24 protein-coding genes are annotated in these 26,098 nt (G+C 64.5%); 16 read left to right on the forward strand and 8 right to left on the reverse strand.

From position 1 onward, the window contains the following. The first annotated feature begins 57 nt into the window (after nt 1-57). From LAN61_09695 to leuD, 5 genes are all read left to right on the forward strand, one after another. Nucleotides 58-426: a hypothetical protein gene (locus LAN61_09695; GenBank protein ID MBZ5540779.1), complete on the forward strand. Its 369-nt coding sequence runs from the start codon at nt 58-60 to the stop codon at nt 424-426. Nucleotides 427-482: 56 nt separating this feature from the next. Next, nucleotides 483-1,334, forward strand: a complete 852-nt coding sequence (locus tag LAN61_09700; protein MBZ5540780.1) for a sugar phosphate isomerase/epimerase — start codon at nt 483-485, stop codon at nt 1,332-1,334. Nucleotides 1,335-1,911: 577 nt separating this feature from the next. Beyond that, nucleotides 1,912-2,379: a hypothetical protein gene (locus LAN61_09705; GenBank protein MBZ5540781.1), complete on the forward strand. Its 468-nt coding sequence runs from the start codon at nt 1,912-1,914 to the stop codon at nt 2,377-2,379. A gap of 70 nt (nt 2,380-2,449) precedes the next feature. Continuing rightward, complete coding sequence (leuC, locus tag LAN61_09710; protein MBZ5540782.1) at nt 2,450-3,871, forward strand: 3-isopropylmalate dehydratase large subunit; 1,422 nt, start codon at nt 2,450-2,452, stop codon at nt 3,869-3,871. A 195-nt stretch (nt 3,872-4,066) separates the two neighbouring features. Continuing rightward, the gene (gene leuD, locus LAN61_09715) at nt 4,067-4,708 is read left to right on the forward strand and encodes a 3-isopropylmalate dehydratase small subunit (GenBank protein ID MBZ5540783.1); all 642 of its coding nucleotides are present in this window, start codon (nt 4,067-4,069) and stop codon (nt 4,706-4,708) included. A 13-nt stretch (nt 4,709-4,721) separates the two neighbouring features. Here the strand turns inward: leuD and LAN61_09720 are convergent, their stop codons facing one another. From LAN61_09720 to pyrE, 8 genes are all read right to left on the reverse strand, one after another. Then, nucleotides 4,722-5,645, reverse strand: coding sequence for a DMT family transporter (locus tag LAN61_09720; GenBank protein MBZ5540784.1), 924 nt, complete (start codon nt 5,643-5,645; stop codon nt 4,722-4,724). 146 nt (nt 5,646-5,791) lie between these two features. Next, nucleotides 5,792-7,492, reverse strand: a complete 1,701-nt coding sequence (locus LAN61_09725) for an amidohydrolase family protein (GenBank protein MBZ5540785.1) — start codon at nt 7,490-7,492, stop codon at nt 5,792-5,794. Next, nucleotides 7,489-8,727 carry a M20/M25/M40 family metallo-hydrolase gene (locus tag LAN61_09730; GenBank protein ID MBZ5540786.1) on the reverse strand — a complete coding sequence of 413 codons (1,239 nt, stop codon included), beginning with the start codon at nt 8,725-8,727 and terminating at the stop codon, nt 7,489-7,491. The genes LAN61_09725 and LAN61_09730 overlap by 4 nt, the downstream gene beginning before the upstream one ends. A 92-nt stretch (nt 8,728-8,819) precedes the next feature. Beyond that, a complete protein-coding gene (locus LAN61_09735) occupies nt 8,820-10,070 on the reverse strand; it encodes a 2-isopropylmalate synthase (GenBank protein ID MBZ5540787.1) in 1,251 nt (416 codons plus the stop codon). A 120-nt stretch (nt 10,071-10,190) separates the two neighbouring features. Then, nucleotides 10,191-10,487: a hypothetical protein gene (locus LAN61_09740; GenBank protein ID MBZ5540788.1), complete on the reverse strand. Its 297-nt coding sequence runs from the start codon at nt 10,485-10,487 to the stop codon at nt 10,191-10,193. A 152-nt stretch (nt 10,488-10,639) separates the two neighbouring features. After that, nucleotides 10,640-12,211 (reverse strand): aldehyde dehydrogenase family protein, encoded by a 1,572-nt coding sequence (locus tag LAN61_09745; protein MBZ5540789.1) that lies wholly within the window; start codon nt 12,209-12,211, stop codon nt 10,640-10,642. Between the two features lie 27 nt (nt 12,212-12,238). Next, nucleotides 12,239-13,033 (reverse strand): tRNA pseudouridine(38-40) synthase TruA, encoded by a 795-nt coding sequence (gene truA, locus LAN61_09750; GenBank protein ID MBZ5540790.1) that lies wholly within the window; start codon nt 13,031-13,033, stop codon nt 12,239-12,241. A 22-nt stretch (nt 13,034-13,055) separates the two neighbouring features. Continuing rightward, nucleotides 13,056-13,673, reverse strand: coding sequence for an orotate phosphoribosyltransferase (pyrE, locus tag LAN61_09755; GenBank protein MBZ5540791.1), 618 nt, complete (start codon nt 13,671-13,673; stop codon nt 13,056-13,058). 249 nt (nt 13,674-13,922) lie between these two features. On the opposite strand from pyrE, the gene LAN61_09760 reads away from it, so the two are divergent. From LAN61_09760 to hutH, 11 genes are all read left to right on the forward strand, one after another. Continuing rightward, entirely contained in the window at nt 13,923-15,983 is a 2,061-nt protein-coding gene (locus LAN61_09760) for a TolC family protein (GenBank protein ID MBZ5540792.1), read from the forward strand. A gap of 312 nt (nt 15,984-16,295) precedes the next feature. Beyond that, nucleotides 16,296-18,014 (forward strand): methylmalonyl-CoA mutase family protein, encoded by a 1,719-nt coding sequence (locus LAN61_09765; protein ID MBZ5540793.1) that lies wholly within the window; start codon nt 16,296-16,298, stop codon nt 18,012-18,014. 39 nt (nt 18,015-18,053) lie between these two features. Then, nucleotides 18,054-18,458, forward strand: a complete 405-nt coding sequence (locus LAN61_09770) for a cobalamin B12-binding domain-containing protein (protein ID MBZ5540794.1) — start codon at nt 18,054-18,056, stop codon at nt 18,456-18,458. 188 nt (nt 18,459-18,646) lie between these two features. Then, entirely contained in the window at nt 18,647-18,898 is a 252-nt protein-coding gene (locus tag LAN61_09775) for a hypothetical protein (GenBank protein MBZ5540795.1), read from the forward strand. Nucleotides 18,899-18,943: 45 nt separating this feature from the next. Then, entirely contained in the window at nt 18,944-19,216 is a 273-nt protein-coding gene (locus LAN61_09780) for a hypothetical protein (protein MBZ5540796.1), read from the forward strand. Continuing rightward, on the forward strand, nt 19,213-20,484 hold the full coding sequence (gene dctA / locus LAN61_09785) for a C4-dicarboxylate transporter DctA (protein MBZ5540797.1): 1,272 nt from the start codon (nt 19,213-19,215) through the stop codon (nt 20,482-20,484). Before LAN61_09780 ends, dctA begins: the two co-directional genes overlap by 4 nt. Nucleotides 20,485-20,836: 352 nt before the next feature. Further along, complete coding sequence (locus LAN61_09790; GenBank protein ID MBZ5540798.1) at nt 20,837-22,423, forward strand: acyl-CoA carboxylase subunit beta; 1,587 nt, start codon at nt 20,837-20,839, stop codon at nt 22,421-22,423. A gap of 1 nt (nt 22,424) precedes the next feature. Next, entirely contained in the window at nt 22,425-23,318 is an 894-nt protein-coding gene (locus LAN61_09795; GenBank protein ID MBZ5540799.1) for a hydroxymethylglutaryl-CoA lyase, read from the forward strand. A gap of 16 nt (nt 23,319-23,334) precedes the next feature. Then, on the forward strand, nt 23,335-24,123 hold the full coding sequence (locus tag LAN61_09800; GenBank protein MBZ5540800.1) for an enoyl-CoA hydratase/isomerase family protein: 789 nt from the start codon (nt 23,335-23,337) through the stop codon (nt 24,121-24,123). A 2-nt stretch (nt 24,124-24,125) separates the two neighbouring features. Then, nucleotides 24,126-24,560, forward strand: coding sequence for an acyl-CoA thioesterase (locus LAN61_09805; GenBank protein ID MBZ5540801.1), 435 nt, complete (start codon nt 24,126-24,128; stop codon nt 24,558-24,560). Further along, nucleotides 24,557-26,086: a histidine ammonia-lyase gene (gene hutH / locus LAN61_09810; GenBank protein ID MBZ5540802.1), complete on the forward strand. Its 1,530-nt coding sequence runs from the start codon at nt 24,557-24,559 to the stop codon at nt 26,084-26,086. Before LAN61_09805 ends, hutH begins: the two co-directional genes overlap by 4 nt. Nucleotides 26,087-26,098: the final 12 nt, after the last annotated feature.

Consider the following 26,098-nt stretch of genomic DNA (forward strand, 5'->3'; position numbering starts at 1 on the left):
TCCGGTAAGCTGCCCTTCTGGTTTCTGGAGGAAGTTCTGACTAGGGAGACAAAGCGTATGCAATCGCAGACCTGGCCGTGGCCCGATGACCTCGATGCCCTGGTCGCCGCTCCCGCCTTCCACCGCCGCCTGTTCGAGAACGACCATGTGCGCTATCTCGAAGTGCTCATCAAGCCGGGTGATTTCGTGCCCGTGCACACGCACAAATGGACAAGCGTGATCTATGTGCAGAGCACCAGCGATTTCATTCGTCGCGACGCCGACGGCAAGGTGCTCTTCGATTCCCGCCAGGCCGGCCCTCCGAAGCAAACACCCTTCGTCGAGTTCCTGGGGCCGCTGCCGCCTCACTCCGTCGAAAACATCGGGAATTCCGAGGTCCGCCTGCTCACCGTCGAGCTCAAGGACGTGCCCGCCGCATCGGCGTAGAATAAATCTGTTTCGTGCTGCATTTCGCTTCCTCGCATACGAATGGGGTACACACGATGGCGAAAAATGTCGAGTTGATCGTTACCTATTGGACGCTGGCCGGCGGCGCTCAGCCGCATACCGATCACGAATACAGCGACTTCGACTTCAAGGACCGCGTCGAAGCCGCCGCCAAAGTCGGCTTTAAGGGTTTCGGCCTCTGGCATTCCGACCTCGATCATGTCCTCCAGAAATACACCCTCCAGGATATGAAGCGCATCCTCGACGACAACGGCATGAAGCACATCGAGGTCGAATTTCTCGCCGACTGGTTCCTCAAGGGCGAAATGAAGCGGCTGTCCGACATCCGCAAGAGAAAGCTGCTGACCGTGTCCGAGGTTCTCGGCGCGCGCCACATTAAAGTCGGCGACTTCGAGCACAAGACAACTCCCATGCCCCAGGTGATCGAATCTTTCGCCGCTCTCTGCAAGGACGCCGCCGAGCACGGCGCCCGGATCGTCTACGAACTCATGCCCTTCGCCATGATCGATACCCTCGAGGACGCCTTGACCATGCTCAAGGGCGCCGGCGCAAAAAACGGCGGTATCATCTTCGACATGTGGCACGTCGCAAAACTCGGCATTCCCTACGAAAAAATCTCCAGTTTTCCCATGGAATATTTTTTCGCCGTCGAACTCAATGACGGCACCTTCACCGCTCCCTGGGACCTCGTCGAAGACACCGTCAATCACCGCAGACTCTGCGGCGAAGGCGAATTCGACATCCCCGGCTTCCTCGATGCTGTCTCGAAGGCCGGCTACCGCGGCCCCATCGGCGTCGAGGTCCTCAACAAAGAGCTGCGCTCCCGCCCCCTCGACGAGCTGGTGACCCGCGCCTACAACACCACCATGGCCCAGTTCCGCCCCTAGCGGGTTCTCCCGAAAATTCGCGTGCTATCCCGATCGGGGGGGCAGGGCTGATTCGACCAACTTTCCACAGCCATTCGAATACTATTCAGTAATTCATTGAAATCGAGTTAATGTTCTGCTATCCTTTTTCGTGTTACGTCAGCCCGCCATTCGAAACTTCCCCGGAAATTACCCGCGGCCTTTTTCGCTCCCCTTTCCGCAACGCAACTCTTGTAGAATCCGCAGTTCCAAGATTCCCGCCTGTAACCCCCGCAGAATCTGCAGTTCCAATTTTCAGGACTTAAACTCCTTTGGAATCCGCACTTACACAAAACCACGGGGGGTGGGGGTCTTATTGTTAACCTGGCATCCGATGAGGATGCCAGTCCTGAGCGACCGCAGGGAGCCGAAGGACCTCTCTTCGCATCCGATCGGTTCCGAACCCGGAGCGCGCATTGCGACCCGCAGGGTCTCCCTTGCACCAGCCACGACTCCCCACTCACCTTCCTTGCCCCTTTCGACTCTCCCCCCTCCTCGGTGTACAATGCCCCCCGCACGACACCAACGCATTACCCAAAATCGTTCCGAGGAGAGCTCCATGCCCAAGAAGCCCACAGCCGCCGACGCCCAACTGATTCTTCAGCTCTACGATCTGCGCCGCGAATCCGAATTGCGCAAGGCCCGCAATTGGTGGCTGGTCGAATTCTGGCCGGAAACCGCCGAGGACTACATGAAGCACGGCAACACCCTCGGCACCCAGGAGAACAACTGGCTGCGCCAGGTAGGCGGCTACTGGAGCCTGGCCTCTTCTCTTGTGCTCAATGGCGCGCTCAACGAAACCCTCTTCTTCGATCCCTCCTTCTCCGGCGAGATGTTCTTCCTCTTCGCCAAGGTCCAGCCTTTCCTGAAGGAGCTGCGCGAGAAATCCCAGAACCCCACCATGTTCGCCAACATCGAAAAAGTGATCATGAGCACCAAGGCCAGCCGCGAGCGCTTCGCGCAGGTTTCCAAGTTCGTCGCCGGCCGCCGCAAAGCCATGCTGGAGGCCGCCAAGAGAACGAACTAGCGGCGATTTCCCGCCGCTGCGCCGCGATTTGGACTTCCATTTCGCCGGTGCTAAAATCGAAATGACAGCCATGCCACCAAAAACACTCTACGAGAAAATCTGGGATAACCACGTTGTCTACGAAGAGCCCGGCCAGCCCGCGCTCCTCTACATTGACCGCCACCTGATCCACGAAGGCACTTCCCCGCAGGCCTTCGCCGGGCTTCGCGCCGAGGGCCGCAAAGTCCGCCGCCCCGACCTCACTTTCGCGGTGATGGATCACTCGGTGCCGACGACCGACCGCACCCTGCCGATCCTCGACCAGGACGCCATCAAACAGTTCGACGCCCTCGAAAAGAACTGCCGGGAATCCGGCGTACGCCTGTTCGACATGAATAGCCGCAATCAGGGCATCGTGCACATCATCGGCCCCGAGTTGGGCATCACCCAGCCGGGGCAGACCATCGTCTGCGGCGACAGCCACACCTCGACGCATGGCGCCTTCGGCACGCTGGCCTTCGGCATCGGCACCAGCGAGGTCGAACACGTCCTCGCCACCCAGTGCCTGGTGCAGGGCCGTTCCAGGACCATGCGCATCCTGGTGCACGGCAAGCGCCCCAAGGGCGTCACCGCCAAGGACATCATCCTGGCCATCATCGGCAGGATGGGCATCAGCGGCGGCAACGGCCACGTCGCCGAATACGGCGGCGAAGCCATCCGCGGCCTCTCCATGGACGGGCGCATGACCGTCTGCAATATGACCATCGAAGGCGGCGCGCGCGCCGGCATGGTCGCCCCGGACGACACCACCTTCGCGTACATGGAAGGCCGGCCCTTCGTTCCCCGCGGCAAAGCCTTTCAGGAAGCGGTCGAGCGCTGGAAACTGCTCAATACCGACGACGGCGCAAAATTCGACGCCACCCTCGAACTGCAGGCCGGTTCTCTCGCTCCGCAGGTCACCTGGGGCACCAATCCCGGCATGGTCACCGCGGTGAACGGCCGCGTGCCCGATCCCGGATCCTTCGCCGATCCCAACGACCAGAAAGCTACGGAGAGCGCGCTGAAGTACATGGGTCTGAAACCCGGCACGCCCATCGTGGATATCCCGGTGGATCGCGTCTTCATCGGCTCGTGCACCAACGCCCGCCTGGACGATCTGCGCGCCGCGGCCCATCTTGTCGCCGGCAAGCACGTGGCCAGGACCATCAAGCAGGCGCTGATCGTGCCCGGCTCGCGGGGTATCAAGGCTGCCGCCGAGAAGGAAGGCCTGGACAAGGTTTTCCGCGAGGCCGGCTTCGAGTGGCGCGACGCAGGATGCAGCATGTGCATCGGCATGAACGCCGACGTGCTCCCGCCGCACGAGCGCTCGGCCAGCACCTCCAACCGCAACTTCGAAGGCCGCCAGGGCAAGGATGGGCGCACGCACCTGGTCAGCCCGGTCATGGCCGCCGCCGCGGCCATCGCCGGCCACTTCGTCGACGTCCGCGAATTCGACGTCGCCCACGTGGAGTGAGCATTTTGTTGACCGCTTCGCGGTCACGCATGTAGACGCCGGGCTTTAGCCCGGCATTCTTGGCTTTTGGTTTTGGTTTTGCTTTTGCTTTTTTCCGTCATTCCGAGCGAAGCGATGGAAGATTCCGACCCGGTCGGAAGGAATCTCTCTTCTTCTCCCGCTCGAGGAGAAAGAATCTGAGGAGCTAGCGAACCCATGCAACCCTTCACCACACACGCCGGCCTGGTCGCCCCGCTCGACCGCGTCAACGTGGACACCGACCAGATGGTGCCCAAGCAATTCCTGAAGGCCCTCACCCGCGAGGGCTTTGGCCGCATCCTTTTCTACGACTGGCGCTATCTCCCCGGCGAAAAGCCCAATCCGCAATTCGTGCTGAACTTCCCGCGCTATAAGGGCGCCTCCATCCTGCTGGCCCGCGCCAACTTCGGTTGCGGCTCCAGCCGCGAGCACGCTCCCTGGGGCGTGAAGGACTACGGCTTCCGCGTGATCCTCGCGCCGAGCTTCGCCGACATTTTCTACAACAACTGCTTCAAGAACGGCATCCTCCCGGCGATTCTCTCCGAAGAGCAGGTCGAGGAGATCTTCAAACGCACGGAAAAAGAAGAGGGCTACACGCTCACTGTGGACCTGCCCAAGCAGACCATCACCGACAAACACGGCTTGTGCTGCAAGTTCGAGATCCCGGCGTCACGCAAGGAAGTCCTGCTGAAGGGCCTCGACGACATCGGCACCACGCTGCAGCACGAAACCAGCATTACCGCCTACGAAAAATCGCACGCCGCCACCGCCACCATGTTCGAGCCCGTGGACGTGAAGTACTCCTCCAACGGCCGTTAATTCCCGGCCCCGTTCAAGCCGCACCCGCAGCCGGCTCGGCAGACTCCGCCGCCGCCGGCGCCGGGCCTTTCAGTTCGGCCACTAAAATTCCCGCCATCACCAGCCCCGCGCCCAGCAGCGCCCGCCCGCCGAGCCGTTCGCCCAGAAGCAGATACGAGGTGCCCGCCGCAAACACCGGTTCCAGCGTGAAGAGCACCGCCGCGTGGCTCGGTGAAGTGTAGCGCTGCGCCCACAGCTGGATCGTGAAGGCCACGGCCGTAGCGAACACGGCGGTGACCCCGATTCCGGCATAGAGTTGCCAGCTGGCGTCGAAGCGCGGGCGCTGCCAGCTGGTGGCGGCGGCGAACACGCACGCTCCCGTGGACAGCAGCGCCGTCGCCGCGACCTGCAGGAAGCAGAGAGAGGCATGCGGGTGGGTGCGCGCGTACCGCCCCACCAGGATGATGTGGAAAGCGTAGAGCATGGCGCCAACAAGTGTCAGCAGATCGCCGAGATTCAGCCGGGAGACGTGGCCCCCAGGCACAGTCAGAAAGTAGAGACCGCCGATCGCGGCCAGCGCTCCGGCGTACTCCCAGAAGTGCAGGCGGCCGCGCCAGAAGAGCGCCAGAAGCAGGGGCACAAGGACCACGCTGGAGCCGGTGACGAAGCTCGACTTGGTGGGCGTGGTGAAGACCAGGCCGAAGGTCTGAAAGGCATATCCGCCGAACATGAACAGGCCGAGCCACACGCCGGCGAGGAGTTCTTCGCGGCGGAGTTTGCGCAGCGCCTTGCGTTGCAGCAGCGCCAAGATGAGCGCCGCCAGGCCGAAGCGCAGAGTAAGAAAAAGAAAAACGGAGGCGTGGGAAACCGAATCTTTGACGACGACGAAGGTCACGCCCCAGAGAAAGGTGGTCAGTGCGAGAGAGAGATCGGCTTTGAGACGCTGAGTGAGGGCCACGGAAACGCAACCATTCCAAACACGAAGATGACGGCAAGCAAGTGTAGAAGCTGCGGAAAGCCAAGGCAACTCTGCGCTGCAGGAAAGCAGGCCGGGAGATGACCTGCATGCCGAAACGTTCGCGGATTGACCGGGAAACCGCGCAGCTACTGCGCCTGGTAGACCGTGCGGCCGCCGACCACGGTGCGCAGTACACGGACTTTTGTGTATTCAGAGGGCGGGATCCTGGTCAGGTCGCCGGAAAGAACGACGAAATCGGCGTCTTCGCCCTCTTTGAGTTCGCCCTTCTTCCCTTCCGCAAATTCCGCGTAGGAGGACCCAGTGGTGTAAGCACGGATGCAATCGGCGAGCGAAATTTTCTCCTGCGGCTGCCAACCACCTGCGGGGCCGCCACCGGGGAGTTCGCGGGTGACGCAGGCGTAGAGACCGCGCAGAGGGCTGAGGGGCTCGACGTCATAATCGGTGCCGAAGGCTAGGCGCGCGCCGGACTTCTGCAGGCTGGCCCAGGCGTAGGCGCCTTTGGCACGGCCGGGGCCGACGCGCTGTTCGGCCCAGCGCATGTCGGTGGTTTCGTGCGAGGGCTGCATGGAGGCGATGACGGAGAGCTGGCCGAAGCGGGGAATGTCCTCGAGGGCGACGACCTGGGCGTGCTCGATGCGGTCGCGGCGGTCGCGCGGGCCGTTAGCTTTGGCGACGGCCTCGAAGACATCCAGAGCGATGCGGTTGGCACAGTCACCAATGGCGTGGAAGGCGAGCTGGAAGCCGGCGCGGTCGCGCTCGATGGCCAGTTTGCGCAATTCATCCGGTTCCAGGATGAAGATGCCGCGGCTGCCGGGTTCGTCGGAGTAGGGAGCGAGCATAGCGGCGGTGCGCGAGCCAAGCGCGCCGTCCGTGACCATCTTGAGGGCGCCGGTGCGCAGCCAGGAGTCGGTGGTGCCTCCTTCGCGGCGCATGGCTTCGAGGCGCTCGAGCGGCGCCTGGAACGGCAGCCACTCGGTGATGCGCGCGGTGAGACGGCCATCTTTCTGCAGGTCGCGGTAGACGAGAAAATCTTCCCAGGCGGAATTGTCCTGGACGGAAGTGACGCCATTTTTGGCGGCATCGGCAAGGGCCAGTTCGATGCCCTTACGGCGCTGCGCGGGCGTGGGCGGCGGGATTTTCTTTTCGACGAGGGCCATCGCCGTGTCTTCCTTGAGCATGCCGGTGAGGTCGCCTGCGGCGTCACGCTCGACTTCGCCCCCTGCCGGATTCGGCGTGGCTTTGCTGACGCCGGCGAGTTGCAGGGCCAGAGAATTGGCGGCGGCGACATGGCCGGAGACGTGAGTCAGCAGGACGGGATTGCCGGGAGCGGCGGCATCGAGCTGCTGGCGCGTGGGAAAACGCTTTTCTGGCCAGAGGGTGTGGTCCCAGCCGCTGCCGACGATCCATTCGCCGGGTTTGCGCGCGGCGGCGGCTTCGCGGATGCGGCGCTGCAACTCCGGAACGGAGGCTACGCCGTTGAGCTGGACGTGGAGGAGATCGGCGCCGGCGCCGCCGAGATGGACGTGCGCGTCGTTGAAGCCGGGGAGGACGAAAGCGCCGTGGAGATCAATGACGGGAGTTCCCTGCTCCGTCCACTGCGCGACGCCGCTTTCGCCGATGACGCCGAGGATGAATTCGCCGCGGACGACGAGGGCTTCGGCCCAAGGATGCCCGGGATTGTTGGTGTAGATGCGTGCGTTGCGATAGACGACAGTCTGGGGAGCGCTTGGGGCGGATTTCGTGGTGACTTGCGGCGCGCTCTGCGCCCACGCAACCGGCGCGAGGAGCGCGGCGCCGAGACACAGCGAGAGGGCGGCAGGCTTCACTTCGTTTTCTCCGGGGCCACGCCGGAAACGCCGAGGAGCGTCAGGAGGGCGCGCTTGAGGCCGAGTTCGCGCGCGTCCGGGTCGTACCATTCCTGCAGGGAATGCGCGCCGCCGCCGGAGCCGCCGGCGCCGATGGAAATGGCGTCAATGCCTTCGGAGAGCGGAATGTTGGCGTCGGTGGAGGAGCGCTCGATGCGCGATTCATTGCCGAGGAACTCGTCGGCGGAGCGCAGAGCGGCGAGCAGGGGCGAATCCGGGCGGGCTTCGCCGCCCGGGCGGCTGCCGAGCACGTTCAGTTTCCAGTCGAGCTTGCCGGGGCGTGTGGCGGCCTGCAGTTCGTCGCGAATGCCGGCGGCAATGCACTCGCGCAGGGCCACTTCCAGACGCACGATTTCTTCCTCGCTCTCGGAGCGGATGTCCACTTTCAGCCGGGCCTCGTGGGGAATGGAGTTGACGGAGGTGCCGCCCTGGATTTCACCGAGGTTGAAGGTGGTGCGGGGGCTCCCGGGGACGCGAGTGTTGATGAAGCGCACGGAGCCGCGGATGAGAGCGTTGATGGGATTGGGGAGGCCGAAATCCGACCAACTGTGGCCGCCCGGGCCGGTGACGGCGACTTCGATGCGACGGGAAGCCAGGGCCTTGGTGCTGACGTGCTCGGTGCCGGCGCCATCCAGGACGAGGACGGCTTTGAGGCGCCCGGGGTAGGCGTCCACGAGGGCGCGCATGCCGCGGAGATTGCCTTCGCCTTCTTCCCCAACGTTGGCGACAAAGAGAATGGTGCGCTGCGGGCGCACGTGGGCGCCATGCAGGGCGCGGGCGAGGGCCACCAGCGCGGCGAGCCCCGTGCCGTTGTCGGAGATGCCAGGAGCCAGCAGGCGGGATTTCTCACGGCGCACGCGGACGTCGGTGCCGGGAGGAAAGACCGTGTCGAGATGCGCGGAGAGCATGACCAGCTCGCGCTCGCTCGAGCCGCGCAGCTCGCCGATGACGTTACCGGCGGGATCGATGTGCACCTGCAATCCGGCAGCGGAAAGCGCGGCCTTCATTGCGGCAGCACGCCCGGCCTCCTGGAAGGGCGGCGCGGCAACGGCGGTGATGCGCGCCTGCTCCTCATTGATCCAGGAGAGATTGGGGACAAACCAGTCGAGGGCCGCGCGGATGTGCGATTGCAGGGCGAGCGACTCCGCCGAAGCGGAGGCGGCACCCCGGTTGAGAGGAGCGGTGCGAGCCGGCATAGCGAAGAGAATAACCCAAAGAATGGTGCGTTTCACGACCGCAGTTGCGGGGCGGGTGGCCAACGCGGAACCGGTTCTGCGTGCCGGAGGTTTCAATTGCGGGCCGTTTCGGAGCACAGAGCCAGGATCTCGCCGTCGGTCAAGACCCGCGGCGACTGCTTGGCGGCGTCGAAGATGCGGTTGACCAGGTCGTCGCCGGCCGGGATGTGGTGCTTCTCGAGCCAGAACAGGACGTTGGACTTGCCGCTCATAGGGCCGATTTCGACAACCTGGTCGAGGCCGAAGAGATGCGCGGGAACGCCGCTGTAGATGGAGTCGGCGAGCATTGGATCGTTCTTGCGGTAGGCCTTGACGATGGCCGCAGCGTGAACGCCGGTGGCGGTGCGGAAAGCGTCGCGGCCGACGACGGGATAGTTCGGGGGGATGGTGGTATGCGTGGCGCGGGCGACTTTCTCGCAGTACTCCTTGAGGCGGGAGAGGTCGCGGTCGATGAGGCCCATGAGGCGGAGATTGACAAGCATCAGCTCCATGGGGGTATTGCCGACGCGCTCGCCGAGGGAGTTGGCGGCGGCGTGGACCTGCTGCGCGCCGGCTGCAACGGCGGCGAGCGAATTGGCGATGGCCAGGCCACGGTCGCAATGGCCGTGCCAGTCCACGCGGATCGCTTCGCCGGAAGGCTTGACGATTTCCTCGACGGCGAACTTGACGAGATTGTAGGCGCCCTGGGGAGTAGCGTGGCCGACGGTGTCGCAAAGAACGATGGCGCGCGCGCCGCAGGAAATAGCGGTCCCGTAGAGGCGCTTGACCGTGCCGGGATCGGTGCGCATGGTGTCTTCGGTGACGTACATGGAGGGCAAGCCTTCGGCTACGGCGAAGCGCACGGCTTTTTCGGTGGTGCGCTGGAGGTGATCGACGGTCCAGTCTTCAACCAGGCGGCGGATGGGGCTGGAACCGAGGAAGGTGGCGGCTTCGAGGGCGATGCCCACGCGCTGGGAGATTTCGGCGATGGGGCGGATGTCATTTTCGAGGGTGCGCGCGGCGCAGTTGGGGCGGATGCGCATGCGGTTGGTGGCGATCTCGCGGGCCAGGGCTTCGGTGTGCTCGACGGCGCGGGGCCCGGCGCCGGGGAGGCCGATGTTCACGGCGTCGAGGCCGAGGGCTTCCATGAGGTGCAGGATTTCGATTTTTTCCGCGATGCTGGGGTCGTGGACGGAGGGGTTCTGCAGGCCGTCGCGCAGGGTTTCATCGTTGAGGAGGACGCGCGTGCCGGGCGGGATGGCCGGCGGGACGACGGTATTCCAATCGTAGATCAGGTCTTCCCGGGACAGATCATTTTGCGGCATTGCTGGATCCTCCAGTGCCCTGCTTTTGCCTGCCCTTTCCCAAGAGAGATTCCTTCCGACCGGGTCGGAATCTTCGATCGCTGCGCTCGGAACGACGGGAATAGGAGCTCTTAGAAACTCTCAATAGCGCAGAGTGTAACTATGGGGCTGCTGCGCAGGATCGGGACGGTAGAGCGTCTTACAGAATTCGCAGCGATAAATTTCGGCCGCCGGGCCGATCAGTGCGGCGATCTCCTGGGGGTAATCGTACCAGCGCTTGAGGTGCCCGTTGCAGAGCTTGCCCTTGGCGTCCTTTTCGTCGCAGGCACGCTGCTTGGGTTTGCGGGTTTTGAGCTTGGGGGCGCTGGCGACCGCTGCGCCGCCCGAGGCGCCCGCAGTTTCCGGAGCGCCTGCTTCTCCCTTGGGTTCTTCCGCCATGTGCGTGCCTCCCTGAACAATGCACCGATATTTAAAGCTTTGCAAACTCTGCCGATTGAGATTCTTTCCGACAGGAGTCGGAATCTTCGATCGTCCCGGTAAAAACAACCGGGACTCAGAATGACAAACGCAAAACCAGCGCTCGCTACCAGCTACATGCCGTGGTTGCGGAACATGGTTTTGAGCGCAGCACGAGCGTGACGCAGGCGCACGGCAACACCGCGGCCAAACTGAAATTGCAAGAAAGCGTCGGCGGCGCGCTCCAGATCCGCGCCATAACGATACCACCAGGGCTTGGCGCGGCCGGGGAGCAGGTCCGTGTCCACATATTTCAGGCGCACCATTTCGAGCAGGCCGTAGCGGGAGTGCGTGCGGCCCCAGCCGCTGGCGCCGCAGCCGCCGTGCGGGGCCTCAGCAATGGCGAAGCCGCTGATGACGTCGTTGACCATGACCGCGCCGGCGCGGAGGCGGCGGGCGATCTCGCGGCCACGGCGGGCATCGGCGGTCCAGACACTGGCGGCAAGGGCGAAGGGCGAGTCGTTGGCGCGGGCCACGGCTTCGCCGGCGTCGCGCACGGCCTGAATGGCCAGGATGGGGCCGAAGGTCTCTTCCTGAAAGACGCGCATCGTGGCGTCGGCATCCAGGAGGACGGTGGGCTCGTAGAAGCAGGGGCCGAGATCGGGGCGGGGGCGGCCGCCGGCGAGGAGGCGTGCGCCGCGGTCTACGGCGTCCTGGACCAGGTCGTGGACGCGCTGGACGTGCTGCGCGCGGATGAGCGGGCCGACATCGGTGTCCGGGTCGCTCCCCGGGCCGAGGCGCAGGCGGCGGGCTTTTTCGGCGCAGAGGCGGGCGAACTCTTCGCTGACGGACTGTTCCACGAAAATGCGCTCGACGGAGAGGCAGACCTGACCGCAATTGGTGAAGCCGCCCCAGACGGCACCGCTGGCGGCGATGTCCAAATCGGCATCGGCGAGGACGAGCATGGCATCCTTGCCGCCCAGCTCCAACACGGAGGGAATGAGACGCGTGGCGCAGGCCTCAGCCACGCGGCGGCCAGTGGCCACGCTGCCGGTGAAGATGACTTTGTCCGGGCCGGCGGCGATGAGCGCCTGGCCCACTTCCCCGCCGCCCTGGACGATGCTGACGACGCCGTCGGGAAAACCGGAGTCGCGGAAGAGGCCGGCGATGGCCTGGCCACAGGCGGGAGTGAACTCGCTGGTCTTGCAGACGACGGCGTTGCCGGCGGCGACGGCGGGAATGATCTGCCCGATGGGAATGGCCAGGGGGTAATTCCAGGAGCTGACAATGCCGAGAACGCCGTAGGGCTCGAACTCGAGGCGGCCGGATTTGGCCTTGGCGGCGAGGCTGTGGTGGGCGACGGATTCGGAGCGCAGCATGGCGGGGGCGTTGGCGGCGTAGTAGTTCGCGGTATCGAGGGAGACGAAGAGGTCGGCGAACAGGGCTTCGACGCGGGGCTTGCCGGTTTCGCGGACGACGAGAGCGGCGAGCGCGGCGCGCTGGGCGAAGAGTTGCGCGGCGAATTCCTTGAGGAACGCGCAGCGCTCGGCAATGGGGCGCTGGGCCCAGACGGACTGCGCTGCGCGGGCGTGTCCGAAGAGGCCGGGCAGGAGCGCGGCCGGGGTCTTCACAAACTGCCCGGCAACTTCGCCGGTGGCGGGGTTTAAGGAGTCCAAAAGCTCCGCCGGAATCGCAGGGGCAGCCATGGGCGGGATTCTAACCGAAAACGGGGCTCAAGACACAGATGCGGGGCCCGTAATACGCCAGGGCTCGGGATAGGCGACTTCGACCATCCACAGGCCCTGCGGGGGAACGGTGGGCCCGGACTTGGAGCGGTCGCGCAACTCGTAGAGGCGGTCGATGTCCGCGAGCTGGAGTTTGCCGCGGCCAATATCGAGCAGGGTTCCGGCCATCTTGCGAACCATGTAGCGGAGGAAGGATTTCCCGCGCACGGTGAAGTGCAGCTCTTCGGGGTCAGCGGCACGCTTCAGTTCGGCGGAAAAGATTTCGCGCAAGGTCTCGCGCTCGCGGTCGTCCTCCTCGGAACCGGTGGAGGCGGCGAAGGACGCGAAATCGTGGATGCCGACGTAGCGGACAGCGGCCTCGGCCATGCGCGCTTCGTCGAGCGGAAAGGGATAGTGCAGGACGTAGCGCCAGTGGGTAGGCGGGACGACGCGGCCGCGGTAAATGCGGTAGCGGTAGGTCTTGCCGATGGCGTCATAGCGGGCGTGGAAAGCCGGGCCGACTTCTTCGGCAGCGACGATGCGAATGACTGGGGGGAGGAGGGCGTTGCAGGCGCGCTGGAACTCGGCGGCGCCCAGGCTGGAGCGGGTCTCGAAGTGCGCCACCTGTCCGAGAGCGTGGACGCCGGCATCGGTGCGCCCCGCGCCGTGGAGGGCGATGCGCTCCAGGGTGAGACGGTTGAGAACCTCGGTGATGGCGCCCTGAAGGGTGGGCTTGTGGGGCTGGTTTTGCCAGCCGTGAAAGCCGGTGCCGTCGTAGGCGATGGTCAGCTTGAAGTAGCGCATGCGGTGAGCACGGCGCGGGGCCTCAGCGCCCGGCGCGGACGAAGCGGCTGCCGGGTTTGACGGCGGGGCGGCCCTCGCGGCAGAGGGGGCAGGCGGCGGGCTGGTAGCTGTCAATGGTCAGGCCGAGCAGGGCGCGCGCTGGAACGGGAAAGGCGATCTTGCCGCCGCTGCGGTCGATGAGCGCGCCCACGGCCACGACCACGCCGCCGGCCTCTTGCACCACACGGATGGTTTCGAGGGTGGAGCCGCCGGTGGTCCAGACGTCTTCGACGACCAGGACGCGCTGGCCGGGGTTGAGGCTAAAGCCGCGGCGCAGGGACATGGAGCCGCCGGCATCGCGCTCGACGAACAGCGCGGGAGTGCCGCCACCGGAGTCGCCCGGAGGGGCGGGAAGAGCACGGGCCACCTCTTGGCCGATGATGACGCCGCCCATGGCCGGGGAGACGACAGCTTCGACGCGGTCCTGCGCGAAGCAGGTCGCCAGGGCCGCGCCCAGGCGCTCCGCGTAACGGGGATACTGCAGCACCAGGGCGCACTGCACGTACATGGCGCTGTGCAGACCGCTGGAAAGCTCGAAATGGCCGCGGCGGATGGCCCCTGCGGATTCGAAAAGCTTGAGGAATTGCTCGCCAGAGTCCATGCCGTCCATCACCCGGAAAAGTGCAGTAAATCACGAAGCCTCAGCAGCCTAGTCGTGGTCCGGCGCGTTGTCAAGAAAGAGGCCCCCTGCTAGACTCAGCGGGTGCCGCGGGGTGCGGCGCGCCTCGAAAGAATGCTGCGATGTGGCGATTTGATGAAACAAATTCCCTTTCGCCAACGTTCCACTGATTTGAGAGTCTTGCGTCTAACTGCGGGTACGGGATACCGAGGGGTGAGGATCACAATGAGAATGTCGTTCGCTCGTTCGCTATTCGCGGCTTGGCTGGCACTGGTGCTGGGCGCCGGCCCGGGCACTCCGCTATTTGCACAGGAAGCGGCGCAGCAGCCCGGCACGCCGGCGGTAAAGACCGCGCCCGGCGCGGCGCAGCAGCCCGGCACGCCGGCGGCAAAGACCACGCCCGGCGCGACGCCGCTCTCGCTGCAGCTCTCCACGCACAATTTTTCGCGCGCGCCGCGGGCGTTCCCCAACCTCATCAATCCCTATCGGCCAATCAAGCTGGAGCCGCCGAACCTGGAGAATTCGCTGCGGCTGGAGCAGTTGATCCACGACGGGAAGCTCGAGATCAGCCTGCGGGAGACGATCGAATTGGCGCTGGAAAACAACCTGGACATCGTGGTGCAGCGCTACAACCCGTGGATCGCGGACACGGACATCCTGCGCACGCTGGGAGGCGGTACGGGCCGGGGACTTTCGGGCACGGGAACGGCGACGTCGCTGGGCTCGATTCCCCCGCTGAATTTCGATCCGACCCTGACGTCGACAATCGCGTATGACGACCGCACCACGCCCGTGAACAACCCCTTCACGGCGGGGACCGGCACAGCGGCGCTGACCAGCCTGAAGACGCACACGGCGCAGTACAACATGCAATATTCGCAGGGCTTCTGGACGGGCACGGGCCTGGGGGTTTCCTGGAACAATACGCGAAGCTCGACCAGCTCTCCGGCGGCGCTGTTCAATCCGTCGGTGCAGAGTTCGCTGTTTGTTTCCATTCAGCAGGAACTGCTGAACGGCTTCGGGCTGCTGCCGAACACGCGCAACATCCGCATCGCCAAGAACAACCGCAAGATCGCGGACCTGCAGTTCGAGCAGCAGGCCATCACCACGATCACGGGGACGATCAACACCTACTGGGAGCTGGTGTACGCGCGGGAGAACGTGAAGGTGCAGGAGCGCGCGGTGGGGGTCGCGGAGAAGCTCTATTCCGACAACAAGAAGCAGGTGGAGATCGGCACGATGGCGCCGATCGACGTGGTGCGCGCGGAATCCGAGGTGGCGACCAACCGGCAAAACCTGATCGTGGCCCAGACGGTGCTGCTGCAACAGCAGCAGGCGCTGAAAAACGCCATTTCCAAGAATCCGCTGGATGCGAAACTGATAGACGTGGAAATCATCCCCACGGATCTGCCGGCCAAGCCGGAGCAGATCGAGGCGCCGACGTTTGCGGAAGCACTGAGAGAGGCGTTTGCCAACCGGCCGGACCTGCGGCAGCAGGACTACAACCTGAAGAACGCGGACATCAGCGTGCGGGCGACGCGCAATGCGCTGTTACCCGTGGCGTCCGTCAGCGCGCAGTACGGCACGGTGGGGCTGGCGGGCAATTCCGCCCTTCTGGGGACGCCGTCGGTAGTGGCGGGCACGCCGGTGGTGGACGCCAGCGGATTGCCGGTCACCGTGCTCGACGCCAGCAATGCGCCCATTCCGATTTATCTGCCGCAGAGCGTGCCGAATGTCACGGGCCTGGCGAAAGACGGGCTGGGCGGGGCGATGAGCCAGGTGTTCCACAATCAGTTTCCGGACTACGCGGTGCAGTTCAGCCTGACCATTCCCCTGCGCAACCGGCAGGCGCAAGCGGACAATCAGCGCGCGCTGCTGGCGCAGAGACAGCTCGAGGCACAAGTGCAGCAGCTCAAGAATGCGGCGCTGCTGGACGTGCGCAACGCGTACATCGCGCTGGAACAGGACCGGGCGCGGGTGGAGGCGGCGGTGAAGGCGCGGGTGCTGCAGGAACAGACGTTTGACGCCGAGCAGAAGAAGTACCAGCTGGGGGCATCGACGGTATTTCTGGTGATTCAGACGCAGCGCGACCTGACCACGGCGCAGGGCAACGAACTGCGCGCGCTGGTGGACCTGGTCAAGGCCAAGGCGGATTACGAGCGGGCTCTGGGACGGACGCTGGACGTGAACCGCGTGACGCTGGCCGACGCCAAGAGCGGCGAGGTGGAGCGGGAAACGCTGATCCCGGGAACGCTGCACGGCGAGGTAGTGGGCACTTCGAAGGGCAATTAGCGCCGCGGCATCCGTGTGCTTGCCCGGCCGGTCCCGCGGCGGTGCAGGGACCGGCTTTTTTCTGCGCGGCAGAGCGCCGCGCGGCCATTTCCCTTTCCGGGGGACCGCGAAGCGGTCGACGTCACGGGGGACCGCAAAGCGGTCGACGTCACGGGTGACCGCAAAGCGGTCAACGTCCGCGGCAAGCGCGCCGTCTGTCGCCGATATTTGCAGCACCTGCGCTTGTCCTCGGCAGCGCTTTCGACTACCATACAGTAGGTCCGCATAATTCAACCGGTTGTTTGAATTTTTGCGCCCCGGGAGTGCCGCACCATGGCTGAACAGGACAAGGGACTCACGCAGACTGTAGCCGCCTCCGAGGCTTCCTCCGCGCACCGCGAACCCTCGGCCAAAGAGCGCGCATGGGAAGAAAACACGCTGCGGCCCACCCTGGAGAAGAGCCCGGAGCGGCTGCCGGAATTCACGACCATCTCAGGCTATCCGATCCGCCGCCTGTACACTCCGGCCGATCTTCCCGGCTTCGACGCCGACCGCGACCTGGGCTTGCCCGGCGAACCGCCGTACACGCGGGGCATTCATTCGACAATGCACCGCGGGCGGCTGTGGACCATGCGGCAGTTTGCAGGGTTCGGCACCGCCGAGGACACCAACCAGCGCTTCCGCTACCTGCTCGCGCAGGGACAGACGGGCCTGTCCACGGCGTTCGACCTGCCGACCCTGATGGGATACGACTCCGATCATGCTCTTGCGGAGGGCGAAGTCGGCAAGTGCGGCGTGGCCATCTCTTCCCTGGCGGACATGGAAGTGCTCTTCGACAAGATTCCGCTGGCCGATGTAACCACGTCGATGACCATCAATTCGCCCGCGGCGATTATCTGGGCCATGTACCTGGCGGTGGCGGAAAAGCAGGGTGCGGACTGGAAGAAGATCTCCGGAACGATCCAGAACGACATTCTGAAGGAATACATCGCGCAGAAGGAGTACATCTACCCGCCGGAACCCTCGATGCGGCTGGTGATCGACACGTTCGAATTCGGGGTGAAGAACACGCCGAAGTTCAACACCATCTCCATCAGCGGGTATCACATCCGCGAGGCGGGATCGACGGCCATCCAGGAGCTGGCGTTCACGCTGCGCGACGGCATGGAGTACGTGGAATACGCGCTGCGCCGCGGGCTGAACGTGGACGAGTTCGGGCCGCAGCTGTCATTTTTCTTCAACGCGCACAGCGATTTCTTCGAAGAGATCGCCAAGTACCGCGCGGCGCGGCGCATCTGGCACAAGGCCATGGTCGAGCGCTACGGCGCGAAGGGCGCGCGGTCGTGGGCGCTGCGCTTCCACACGCAGACGGCGGGATGCTCGCTGACGGCGCAGCAGCCGTACAACAACGTGGTGCGCACGGCGATCCAGGCGCTGGCCGCGGTGCTGGGCGGAACGCAGTCGCTGCATACCAACTCGCTGGACGAAGCCTGGGCGTTGCCCACGGAGTTCGCGGCCACGATCGCGCTGCGCACGCAGCAGATCATCGCCCACGAGACCGGGGTGACCAATACGGTGGATCCGCTGGGCGGCTCGTATTTCGTGGAGACGCTGACCAACGAGATCGAGCGCGCCGCGTGGGACTACATCCACAAGATCGACGCCATGGGCGGGATGGTGGCGGCGATCGAGCGCAGCTATCCGCAGCGCGAGATAGCCGAGGCTTCCTACCGCTACCAGATGGCCGTGGACCACAAGGAAAAGATCATGGTCGGGGTCAACGACTACGTGGCCGACGAAAAGCCGCTGGAGATTCTGCAGATTGACGAGACCGTGGCGCACCGCCAGGCGGAACGCCTGAGCAAGCTGCGCGCGGAGCGGTCCAACGACGAAGTGGCCCGGCGGCTGGGCGCGCTGCGCAAGGCCGCCGAGGGCAAAGACAACCTGATGCCCTTCCTCTACGACGCGGTGAAGGCGTATGCGACGCTTGGGGAGATCTGCGACGCCATGCGCGCCGTCTTCGGCACCTACGAGGAAGTCGCAATCACCTAAGTCTGACAAATCCAAGGACGTTCCGGGAACACAACCCTTATGCCTGAGAAGAAGATTCGAGTGTTGATTGCCAAGCCGGGGCTGGATGGGCATGACCGCGGCGCCAAAGTGATCGCGCGGGCGTTGCGCGATGCGGGCATGGAAGTAATCTACACCGGCTTGCGGCAGACGCCGGAGATGATCGCTTCGGCGGCGGTGCAGGAGGACGTGGACGTCATCGGCCTGTCGATTCTGTCCGGGGCGCACAATACGATCTGCCCGCAACTGCTGAACCTGCTGCGCGAAAAGGGCATGCCGGATGTGACCGTGCTGGTCGGCGGGATTATCCCGGAAGCGGACATTGCCGCGCTCAAGAAGGCAGGCATCGCAGAGATTTTCCTCCCCGGCACCTCCACGCAGGACATCGTGGCCTTCATCCACAAGCGCCACGGGCAACAGGCGTAAGCCGCACTCGTATGCGGCGGCTCCTTCCCAGCACAAGCACGCGCGGAAAAGAGGACCTCTCTTTTGGCGTGATTTCGGAAAGCAGGGCGGCTTTCTGACCGCGGAACAAACGGGAGTGGAGAGCCCCCGGCATACCGTATTATGGTATGATCACTGCGCCTTGCTTGCGCTTGGATAAGGAGACTTCAATGGCCCGCATCAGCTATGTGGCTCCAGAGACGATTGCCGACCCGCAAATACGCCAGTGGCTCGAGGCCTCGATCAAGGCCGGACGACCCGGGCCGGAGAATCAGGCCATTCGCGCGCATCAGCCGGACGTGATGCGTTCATTCACCACGACCTTTGACATGCTGTTCAAGAAAGACAAGGGCACCGTGGAGTGGGAGCTCAAGGAACTGCTGCGGGCCTACATCGCCATCAGCATGTCCTGCAATTATTGAATGAACCAGGGATCCGCGCAGGGTGCGCGGAACAAAGAAGACCGGATGTCGGAAGTGCATAAGTACGAAGAGTCCGAGCGGTTTACGGCGCGCGAAAAACTCGCCTTGAGCTATGCCGACGCCATCATGTGGGCTCCGGAGAGAGCGGACGATGCCCTGTGGCAGCGGCTGCACGCCGAATTCAGCGAGCCGCAGATCGTGGAGATCGGGTACTGGACAGGATTCATCTTCGGCGGGCAACGCTGGCTGCGCACGCTGCAGACCCAAGCCGGTGAACTTTCCGCATTTCTCGCGCAAAAGAGAAACGAAAAAGCATAGCCGTGACCCGCCGCCCCTGGTACAGAGACCTTTACGTGCAGGTCCTGGTGGCGATCGCCCTGGGCATCTTCGCCGGGCACTTCTTCCCCCAAGCAGGCATAGCCCTCAAACCGCTGGGCGACGGTTTCATCGCGCTCATCAAAATGATGATCGGGCCGGTGATCTTCTGCGTGCTGGTGCAGGGCATCGGGTCCATGACCGACATGAAGAAGGTCGGGCGCGTGGGCTTGAAGACGCTGGTTTATTTCGAAGTGGTGTCCGTGTCGGCGCTGCTCATCGGCATGCTGGTGGCGCAAGCGGGGCAGCCGGGCCGGGGATTGAACATCAATCCGGCATCGCTCGACGCCAAATCAGTGGCCGCGTACGTCAGCCACGCCAGCCGCGCCAAGGATGCCGGACTCCTCGCCCGGCTGCTGGAAATCATTCCCGCAACGTTTCTGGATGCCTTCGTTCACGACAATGTTCTACAGGTGGTGCTGATCGCCATCCTCTGCGGCTTCGCCATTTCGCGCCTGGGAGAGGGCAGCGCCCGGGTGACGCGCGCGGTCAGCGTGGCCAGCAAAGTGTGTTTCGGCATCATCCGCATGATCGTGCAACTGGCGCCCATTGGCGCATTTGGAGCCATGGCCTTCACCGTCGGCCGTTACGACCTCGCCGCGCTCTCCAATCTCGCCAAGCTGATTGGAACTTTTTATCTCACCAGTGTGATCTTCGTCGTGCTCATTCTCGGGAGCATCGCGTACCTGGCGGGCTTTTCGCTCTTCCGTTTTCTCGCCTACATCAAGGACGAGCTCCTGATCGTGCTGGGCACCAGCTCGTCGGAAACCGTGATTCCGGACATGCTCCAGAAGCTGGAGCGCCTGGGCGCGCCGCGCTCGATTGTGGGGCTGGTGTTTCCGATGGGCTACAGCTTCAATACCGACGGAGCGAATATCTATATCACCCTGGCGGTGCTCTTCCTGGCGCAGGCCACCAACGTGCATTTCACGCTGGGGCAGGAGGTGCGCGTGCTGCTCTTCGCCATGATTGCGTCGACGGGAGGCGCGGGCGTGCCCGGCGGAGCTTTCGTGAAGGTGGCGGCGGTGCTCAGCGTCTTCCCCGAAATACCCGTGCAAGCGCTGGCGCTTCTGCTGGGAGTCGACAAATTCATGAGCGAATGCCGGGCCTTGACGAACGTCGTCGGCAACGGCGTGGCCACGATTGTGGTCAGCCGGTGGGAGGGCGAACTGGACGTGGCGAAAATGCGCGAGGTACTTGGCGGCAAATAGCGCCGGCAAACAACGATAGATCGAAATACGAGATCCCACAACACCAGCAGCAATCCGCACGGAGAACAAGCGAGGCCATTCCCTTCTCCGGACCGGCCCCCATATCTACCGCCTTCGCGACAAAAAGGGCCTCTCCCCTTGCGCGGCCGCAGGGCCCGGCGCGGCCTCGCACAAAGCGGCGTTACCCCTTATACTGAGCGCTCGGCCGCAGCGTAAGCGCGCCGTGGCGCCCGTTGCGCAAAATCCATCGCGAGGTCCGCGCGTGTCCGACTCCGCTCTAAAGTCCAAGCTGAACGTGCACTCCCCCGAATGCGAAAAGAATGCGCGCCACGTCGTGGACCTCCTGACGGAGATGAAAAACGAAGAGGAGCGCATCCGCCAGGGTGGCGGCGCAAAAGCCATCGAGGCGCAGCACAAGAAGAGCCGGCTGACGGCGCGGGAGCGCATCGCCAAGCTGAGCGACCCCAAAACGGCATTCTTCGAGCTGGGCCTGTATGCCGCGTACGAAATGTACGAGGAGTGGGGCGGGGCGCCCTCCGCGGGGACGATTACCGGGCTGGCGCGGGTGTGCGGGCGGCTGTTCATGATCATCGCCAACGACGCCACGGTGAAGGCCGGGGCGTTCTTTCCGATGACCGCGAAGAAGGTGATCCGCGCGCAGAATATCGCCATCGAGAACCGCATCCCGACGATCTATCTGGTGGATTCCGCTGGGGTGTTCCTCCCCTTGCAGGAGGACGTGTTTCCGGATACCGACGATTTCGGGCGGGTGTTCCGCAACAACGCGGTGATGAGCGCGATGGGCATTCCGCAGATCACGGCGATCATGGGCATGTGCGTGGCGGGCGGGGCGTACCTGCCGGTGATGTGCGACCACATTTTGATGACCGAAGGCTCGGGGCTGTTTCTGGCGGGGCCGGCGCTGGTGCAGGCGGCAATCGGGCAGAAGACCTCGGCGGAGGAACTGGGCGGAGCGAAGATGCACGCGCAGATCAGCGGCACGGTGGACTTCCGCGAGGCGGACGACGAGAGCTGCCTGAAGCGCATCCGGGCCCTGGTGGACAAGATGGGTGCGGCGAATGCTTCACCCTTCAGCCACGAGAAGGCGCGCGAGCCGCTGTATCCGGGCGAGGAGATCTACAGCGTATTTTCGAGCGATCCGGCGAAGCAGTACGACATGCGCGAGGTGATCGCGCGGGTGGTGGACGGCAGCGAGTTCGAGGAGTACCGCGTGGAATACGGCGAGACGCTGCTGTGCGGGTATGCGCGGATCGGCGGGTGGGCCGTGGGCATTGTGGCCAACCAGAAAAAGCACGTGCAGACGCTGGCGCGGGGTTCGGACCAGAAACGCATCGAGTTCGGCGGGGTGATTTACACGGAGTCGGCGGAGAAGGCGGCGCGCTTCATCCTGGACTGCAACCAGAACCGCATTCCGCTGGTGTTTCTGCATGACGTGAACGGATTCATGGTGGGCAAGGACGCGGAGTGGAGCGGGATCATCCGCGCCGGGGCCAAGATGGTCAACGCGGTGGCCAACAGCGTGGTGCCGAAGATTACGGTGATCTGCGGCGGGAGCTTCGGCGCCGGGCACTACGCCATGTGCGGAAAGGCCTACGATCCGCGCTTTATTTTTGCGTGGCCGACGGCGCGCTACGCGGTGATGAGCGGGGATGCCGCGGCGGGCACGCTGGCGGAGATCAAGCTGAAGCAATTGGAGCGCGAAGGCAAAAAGGTGGACGAGAAGCTGCGCAAGGAAATGTACGAGGCGGTGAAGGCGACCTACGAGCACCAGACGGACCCGCGCTATGCGGCAGCCCGGCTGTGGGTGGATGCGATCATCGATCCGGCGCACACGCGCGAGGCGCTCATCTGGGCGCTGGAGGCAGCTGCGTTGAATGCCGAGATCAAAGAATTTAAGACAGGAGTTCTGCAAACCTGACATGGAGCCTGTGAAGCTGATCGAGTGCCCGCGCGATGCGTGGCAGGGATTGCCGGAGTTTATTCCGACGGAGTACAAGGCGGAATATCTGAAGGAGCTGGTGCTGGCGGGATTCCAGCACATTGACGCGGTGAGCTTTGTTTCGCCCAAGCATGTGAAGCAGATGGCGGACAGCGAAGAGGTGATGAAACTGTTGAATACTTCCCTGCCCGCGGACGTCGCGCGGCCGGAGATTATCGGGATCGTGGTGAATGAAAAGGGGCTGGAGCGGGCGCTGGCCACGCCGGGGGTGACGACGATCGGCTACCCGTACTCCATTTCGGCGTATTTCCGGCGCGCCAATGCCAACATGAGCCGCAGCGAATCGCGGGCACTGGTGGAAAAGCTGAGGAAGGGGACGGCGGCGGCGGGACGCGACCTGGTGATTTACATTTCGATGGCCTTCGGGAATCCCTACGACGAGCCGTGGGGGCCCGAGATCGTGGAGGAAACGCTGGAGTGGCTGAAGGATATTCGGGTGCGCACGGTTTCGCTGGCGGATACGGCCGGAAATGCTGCGCCAGAGCTGGTGGGTACGCTGTACAACCAGGTGAAGAACCACGTGGCGGGGATCGAGCTGGGAGTGCACCTGCACAGCCGGCCAGAGACCATGGAGGCCAAAGTGTTGGCGGCGTACGCGGCGGGCTGCCGGAGATTCGATAGCGCGCTGACGGGACTGGGCGGGTGCCCCTTTGCGGGGGACGAGTTGGTGGGGAACCTGGCCACGGAGACGGTGCTGGCGGCGCTGCGCACGGCGGGCGGAGATCCCGGTGTGAGCTCCGAACGCCTGGCCCGCGTCATCCAGATGAGCAACGAAATTCGCCAGAAATACGCGCCCGCGCCGCTACCCAATTGAGGAGACTTTTTCCCCTATGTACTCGACTCTGCTGCTCGAAACGGCGAACGACGTCGCCACCATCACGCTGAACCGCCCGGAGAAGCGCAACGCCATCTCGACGCAGATGATTCAGGAGCTGCTGAGCGCGCTGGAGGAGATTGAAAAGGGCGGGGCGCGGCTGGCGATTCTCACGGGGAACGGCAAAGCGTTCTGCTCGGGGATGGACCTGGAGATGCTGGCGGCCATTGCCCGGCAGTCGCCGGAGGAAAACCTGGAGGATTCGCGGCGGATGGCGGGAATGTTCCGGCGGATCTGGAGTTTCCCGAAGCCGCTGATCGCGGCGGTGAACGGGGCGGCGCTGGCGGGCGGCTGCGGGATCGCCACGCTGTGCGACTTCACGCTGGCCGCGCCGGTGGCGAAATTCGGGTACACGGAGGTGAAGATCGGGTTTCTGCCGGCGATCGTTTCGGTATTCCTGACGCGGCAGATCGGGGAAAAGCGCGCGCGGGACCTGCTGCTCACGGGACGAATCGTCGAGGCGGTCGAGGCGAAAGAGCTGGGACTGGTGACGGAGGTGGTACCGGCGGAGCGGCTGCTGTGGCGCGCGCGGGACCTGGCGGATACGCTGCTGGCGGCAAGCCCGACGAGCCTGGCGTGCACGAAACGCATCCTGACCGACGCGGCCGCCGCGGGGCTGGACGCCGACCTCGAGCGGGCCATTGCGGAGAACGCGCGCGTGCGCTCGACCGCGGATTTTCGCGAGGGGCTGGCGTCGTTCCTGCAAAAACGCAAGCCGGTATGGCGCGGCGAAGAGGGCGCGTGAGGATGAGCCACCACGACACGGCGCTGCGCGTGCGCTACGCGGAAACCGACCAGATGGGCGTGGTCTACCATGCCAACTACCTGATCTGGTTCGAGGTGGGGCGCGTCGAGCTGCTCCGTTCGCTGGGATTCAACTACAAGGAGATGGAAACGCAGGACGATTGCCACATCGTGGTTGCTGACGTGCATTGCCGGTATCACCGCCCGGCGCGCTACGACGATGTGCTGCGGGTGCGGACACGCATCGCCAAATCCGGCATGCGCATGATCAAGTTTTCTTACGAACTTTTCCGCGAGGCGGACGAAGAACTGCTCGCCACGGGGGAGACGACACACCTCATCTGCGGAAAGAACGGCCGGCCCAAGTCCCTCCCGGAAAAATATCGCGCGGTCCTGGCGGTTCCTGCGGCCAAGGCCGCCAAGCGGAGAGATGCATGACGGTCACGATTGCGGGTAACAGCCTGACGTTTGCGCAGCTTTACGACGTGGCCTTTCGCGGCGCGGCGGTGGAGGTTGCGGCGGAGGCGGCGGAGCGCATGAATGCGTCGCGGGGCGTAGTGGAGCGCGTGGTGCGCGAGGGAGCTACGGCTTACGGGATCAACACGGGCTTCGGCAAGCTGGCCTCCGTGCGCATTTCCGCGGACCAGGTGCGGCAGTTGCAGGTAAATCTGGTGCGCTCGCACTCTTGCGGAGTGGGCGCGCCGCTGAGCGAAGCGGAAACGCGGGCAATGATGCTCTTGCGGGCGAATGCGCTGGCCAAGGGATTGAGCGGAGTGCGGGCGTCCACGGTGGAGACGCTGTGCGCGATGCTCAACGCCGGGGTGCATCCGGTGATTCCGGGGCAGGGTTCGGTGGGAGCTTCGGGGGATCTGGCGCCGCTGGCGCACTTGGCGCAGGTGGTGATCGGCGAGGGGCAGGCGCGCTACCGGGGGGAGATTCTGCCCGGGGGCGTGGCCATGAAGCTAGCGGGGATCGCAGCGGTGGCGCTGGAGGCCAAAGAGGGGCTGTCGCTGCTGAATGGGACGCAGGGGATGCTGGCGCTGATCAGCATCGCGCTATACGACGCGGACGCGCTGGCGGATACGGCGGACGTGGCCGCGGCGCTCTCGATGGACGCGCTGCGCGGCACACCGAACGCGTTTGACCCAAGGATCATGGAGGCGCGGGCCTACCCCGGAGCGGCGGTGACGGCGCGCAATCTGGTGCGGCTGAACGAAGGCAGCCAGATCCGGGCTTCGCATCGCGGGGCGGAGAAAGATCCGCGAGTGCAGGATCCTTACAGCGTGCGCTGCACGCCGCAGGTGCACGGAGCGGTGCGCGATGCGCTGGCGCAGGCGCGGGCGACGGCGCTGGTGGAGCTGAACAGCGCGACGGACAACCCGCTGGTCTTCGTGCGCGATGCGAAGACCGGCGAGGGGGATATTCTCAGCGGGGGAAATTTTCACGGGCAGCCGCTGGCCATGGCCGCGGACCAGATCGCCGTGGCGCTGGCCACGCTGGGCGGGATCTGCGAGCGGCGCATCGAGCAGATGACCAATCCGCTGACCAGCCTGCTGCCGGCGTTCCTGACGCCGGAACCGGGGCTGAATTCGGGGTTCATGATCGCCCAGGTGACCGCAGCGGCCCTGACCAGCGAAAACCGGGCGCTGGCCGCACCGCATTCGGTGGATTCGATTTCCACGTCGGGCAATCAGGAAGATTACGTGTCCATGGGCATGAGCGCGGCGCGGCGGCTGGAGCGCATGCTGGGCAACCTGCGGTATATCGTGGCGATCGAGCTGCTGTGCGCGTGCCAGGGGATCGATCTGCTGGCGCCGCTGCAGACTGGGACGCTGGCGAAGAAGGCCTACGACGCAGTACGGGCGAAGGCGCCGAAGGTGGTGGAGGATCGTCCACTGGCGCCGGATATGGAAGCAGTGGCGGCGCTGATCGGGCAGGCGCAGATCGCGCAATTGTTGCGGTGAGTTCAGTAAGTA

It is taken from the genome of Terriglobia bacterium (assembly GCA_020072785.1).
GTDB lineage: Bacteria > Acidobacteriota > Terriglobia > Acidiferrales > UBA7541 > Acidiferrum.

What these genes read in the sequence shown, in the direction of transcription:
- LAN61_09695 (MBZ5540779.1), top strand. Translation starts at nt 58, where the DNA reads ATGCAATCGCAGACCTGGCCGTGGCCCGATGACCTCGATGCCCTGGTC.
- LAN61_09700 (MBZ5540780.1), top strand. Translation starts at nt 483, where the DNA reads ATGGCGAAAAATGTCGAGTTGATCGTTACCTATTGGACGCTGGCCGGC.
- LAN61_09705 (MBZ5540781.1), top strand. Translation starts at nt 1,912, where the DNA reads ATGCCCAAGAAGCCCACAGCCGCCGACGCCCAACTGATTCTTCAGCTC.
- leuC (MBZ5540782.1), top strand. Translation starts at nt 2,450, where the DNA reads ATGCCACCAAAAACACTCTACGAGAAAATCTGGGATAACCACGTTGTC.
- leuD (MBZ5540783.1), top strand. Translation starts at nt 4,067, where the DNA reads ATGCAACCCTTCACCACACACGCCGGCCTGGTCGCCCCGCTCGACCGC.
- LAN61_09730 (MBZ5540786.1), bottom strand. Translation starts at nt 8,727, where the DNA reads ATGCCGGCTCGCACCGCTCCTCTCAACCGGGGTGCCGCCTCCGCTTCG.
- LAN61_09735 (MBZ5540787.1), bottom strand. Translation starts at nt 10,070, where the DNA reads ATGCCGCAAAATGATCTGTCCCGGGAAGACCTGATCTACGATTGGAAT.
- LAN61_09740 (MBZ5540788.1), bottom strand. Translation starts at nt 10,487, where the DNA reads ATGGCGGAAGAACCCAAGGGAGAAGCAGGCGCTCCGGAAACTGCGGGC.
- LAN61_09745 (MBZ5540789.1), bottom strand. Translation starts at nt 12,211, where the DNA reads ATGGCTGCCCCTGCGATTCCGGCGGAGCTTTTGGACTCCTTAAACCCC.
- truA (MBZ5540790.1), bottom strand. Translation starts at nt 13,033, where the DNA reads ATGCGCTACTTCAAGCTGACCATCGCCTACGACGGCACCGGCTTTCAC.
- pyrE (MBZ5540791.1), bottom strand. Translation starts at nt 13,673, where the DNA reads ATGGACTCTGGCGAGCAATTCCTCAAGCTTTTCGAATCCGCAGGGGCC.
- LAN61_09760 (MBZ5540792.1), top strand. Translation starts at nt 13,923, where the DNA reads ATGTCGTTCGCTCGTTCGCTATTCGCGGCTTGGCTGGCACTGGTGCTG.
- LAN61_09765 (MBZ5540793.1), top strand. Translation starts at nt 16,296, where the DNA reads ATGGCTGAACAGGACAAGGGACTCACGCAGACTGTAGCCGCCTCCGAG.
- LAN61_09770 (MBZ5540794.1), top strand. Translation starts at nt 18,054, where the DNA reads ATGCCTGAGAAGAAGATTCGAGTGTTGATTGCCAAGCCGGGGCTGGAT.
- LAN61_09775 (MBZ5540795.1), top strand. Translation starts at nt 18,647, where the DNA reads ATGGCCCGCATCAGCTATGTGGCTCCAGAGACGATTGCCGACCCGCAA.
- LAN61_09780 (MBZ5540796.1), top strand. Translation starts at nt 18,944, where the DNA reads ATGTCGGAAGTGCATAAGTACGAAGAGTCCGAGCGGTTTACGGCGCGC.
- LAN61_09790 (MBZ5540798.1), top strand. Translation starts at nt 20,837, where the DNA reads ATGAAAAACGAAGAGGAGCGCATCCGCCAGGGTGGCGGCGCAAAAGCC.
- LAN61_09795 (MBZ5540799.1), top strand. Translation starts at nt 22,425, where the DNA reads ATGGAGCCTGTGAAGCTGATCGAGTGCCCGCGCGATGCGTGGCAGGGA.
- LAN61_09800 (MBZ5540800.1), top strand. Translation starts at nt 23,335, where the DNA reads ATGTACTCGACTCTGCTGCTCGAAACGGCGAACGACGTCGCCACCATC.
- LAN61_09805 (MBZ5540801.1), top strand. Translation starts at nt 24,126, where the DNA reads ATGAGCCACCACGACACGGCGCTGCGCGTGCGCTACGCGGAAACCGAC.
- hutH (MBZ5540802.1), top strand. Translation starts at nt 24,557, where the DNA reads ATGACGGTCACGATTGCGGGTAACAGCCTGACGTTTGCGCAGCTTTAC.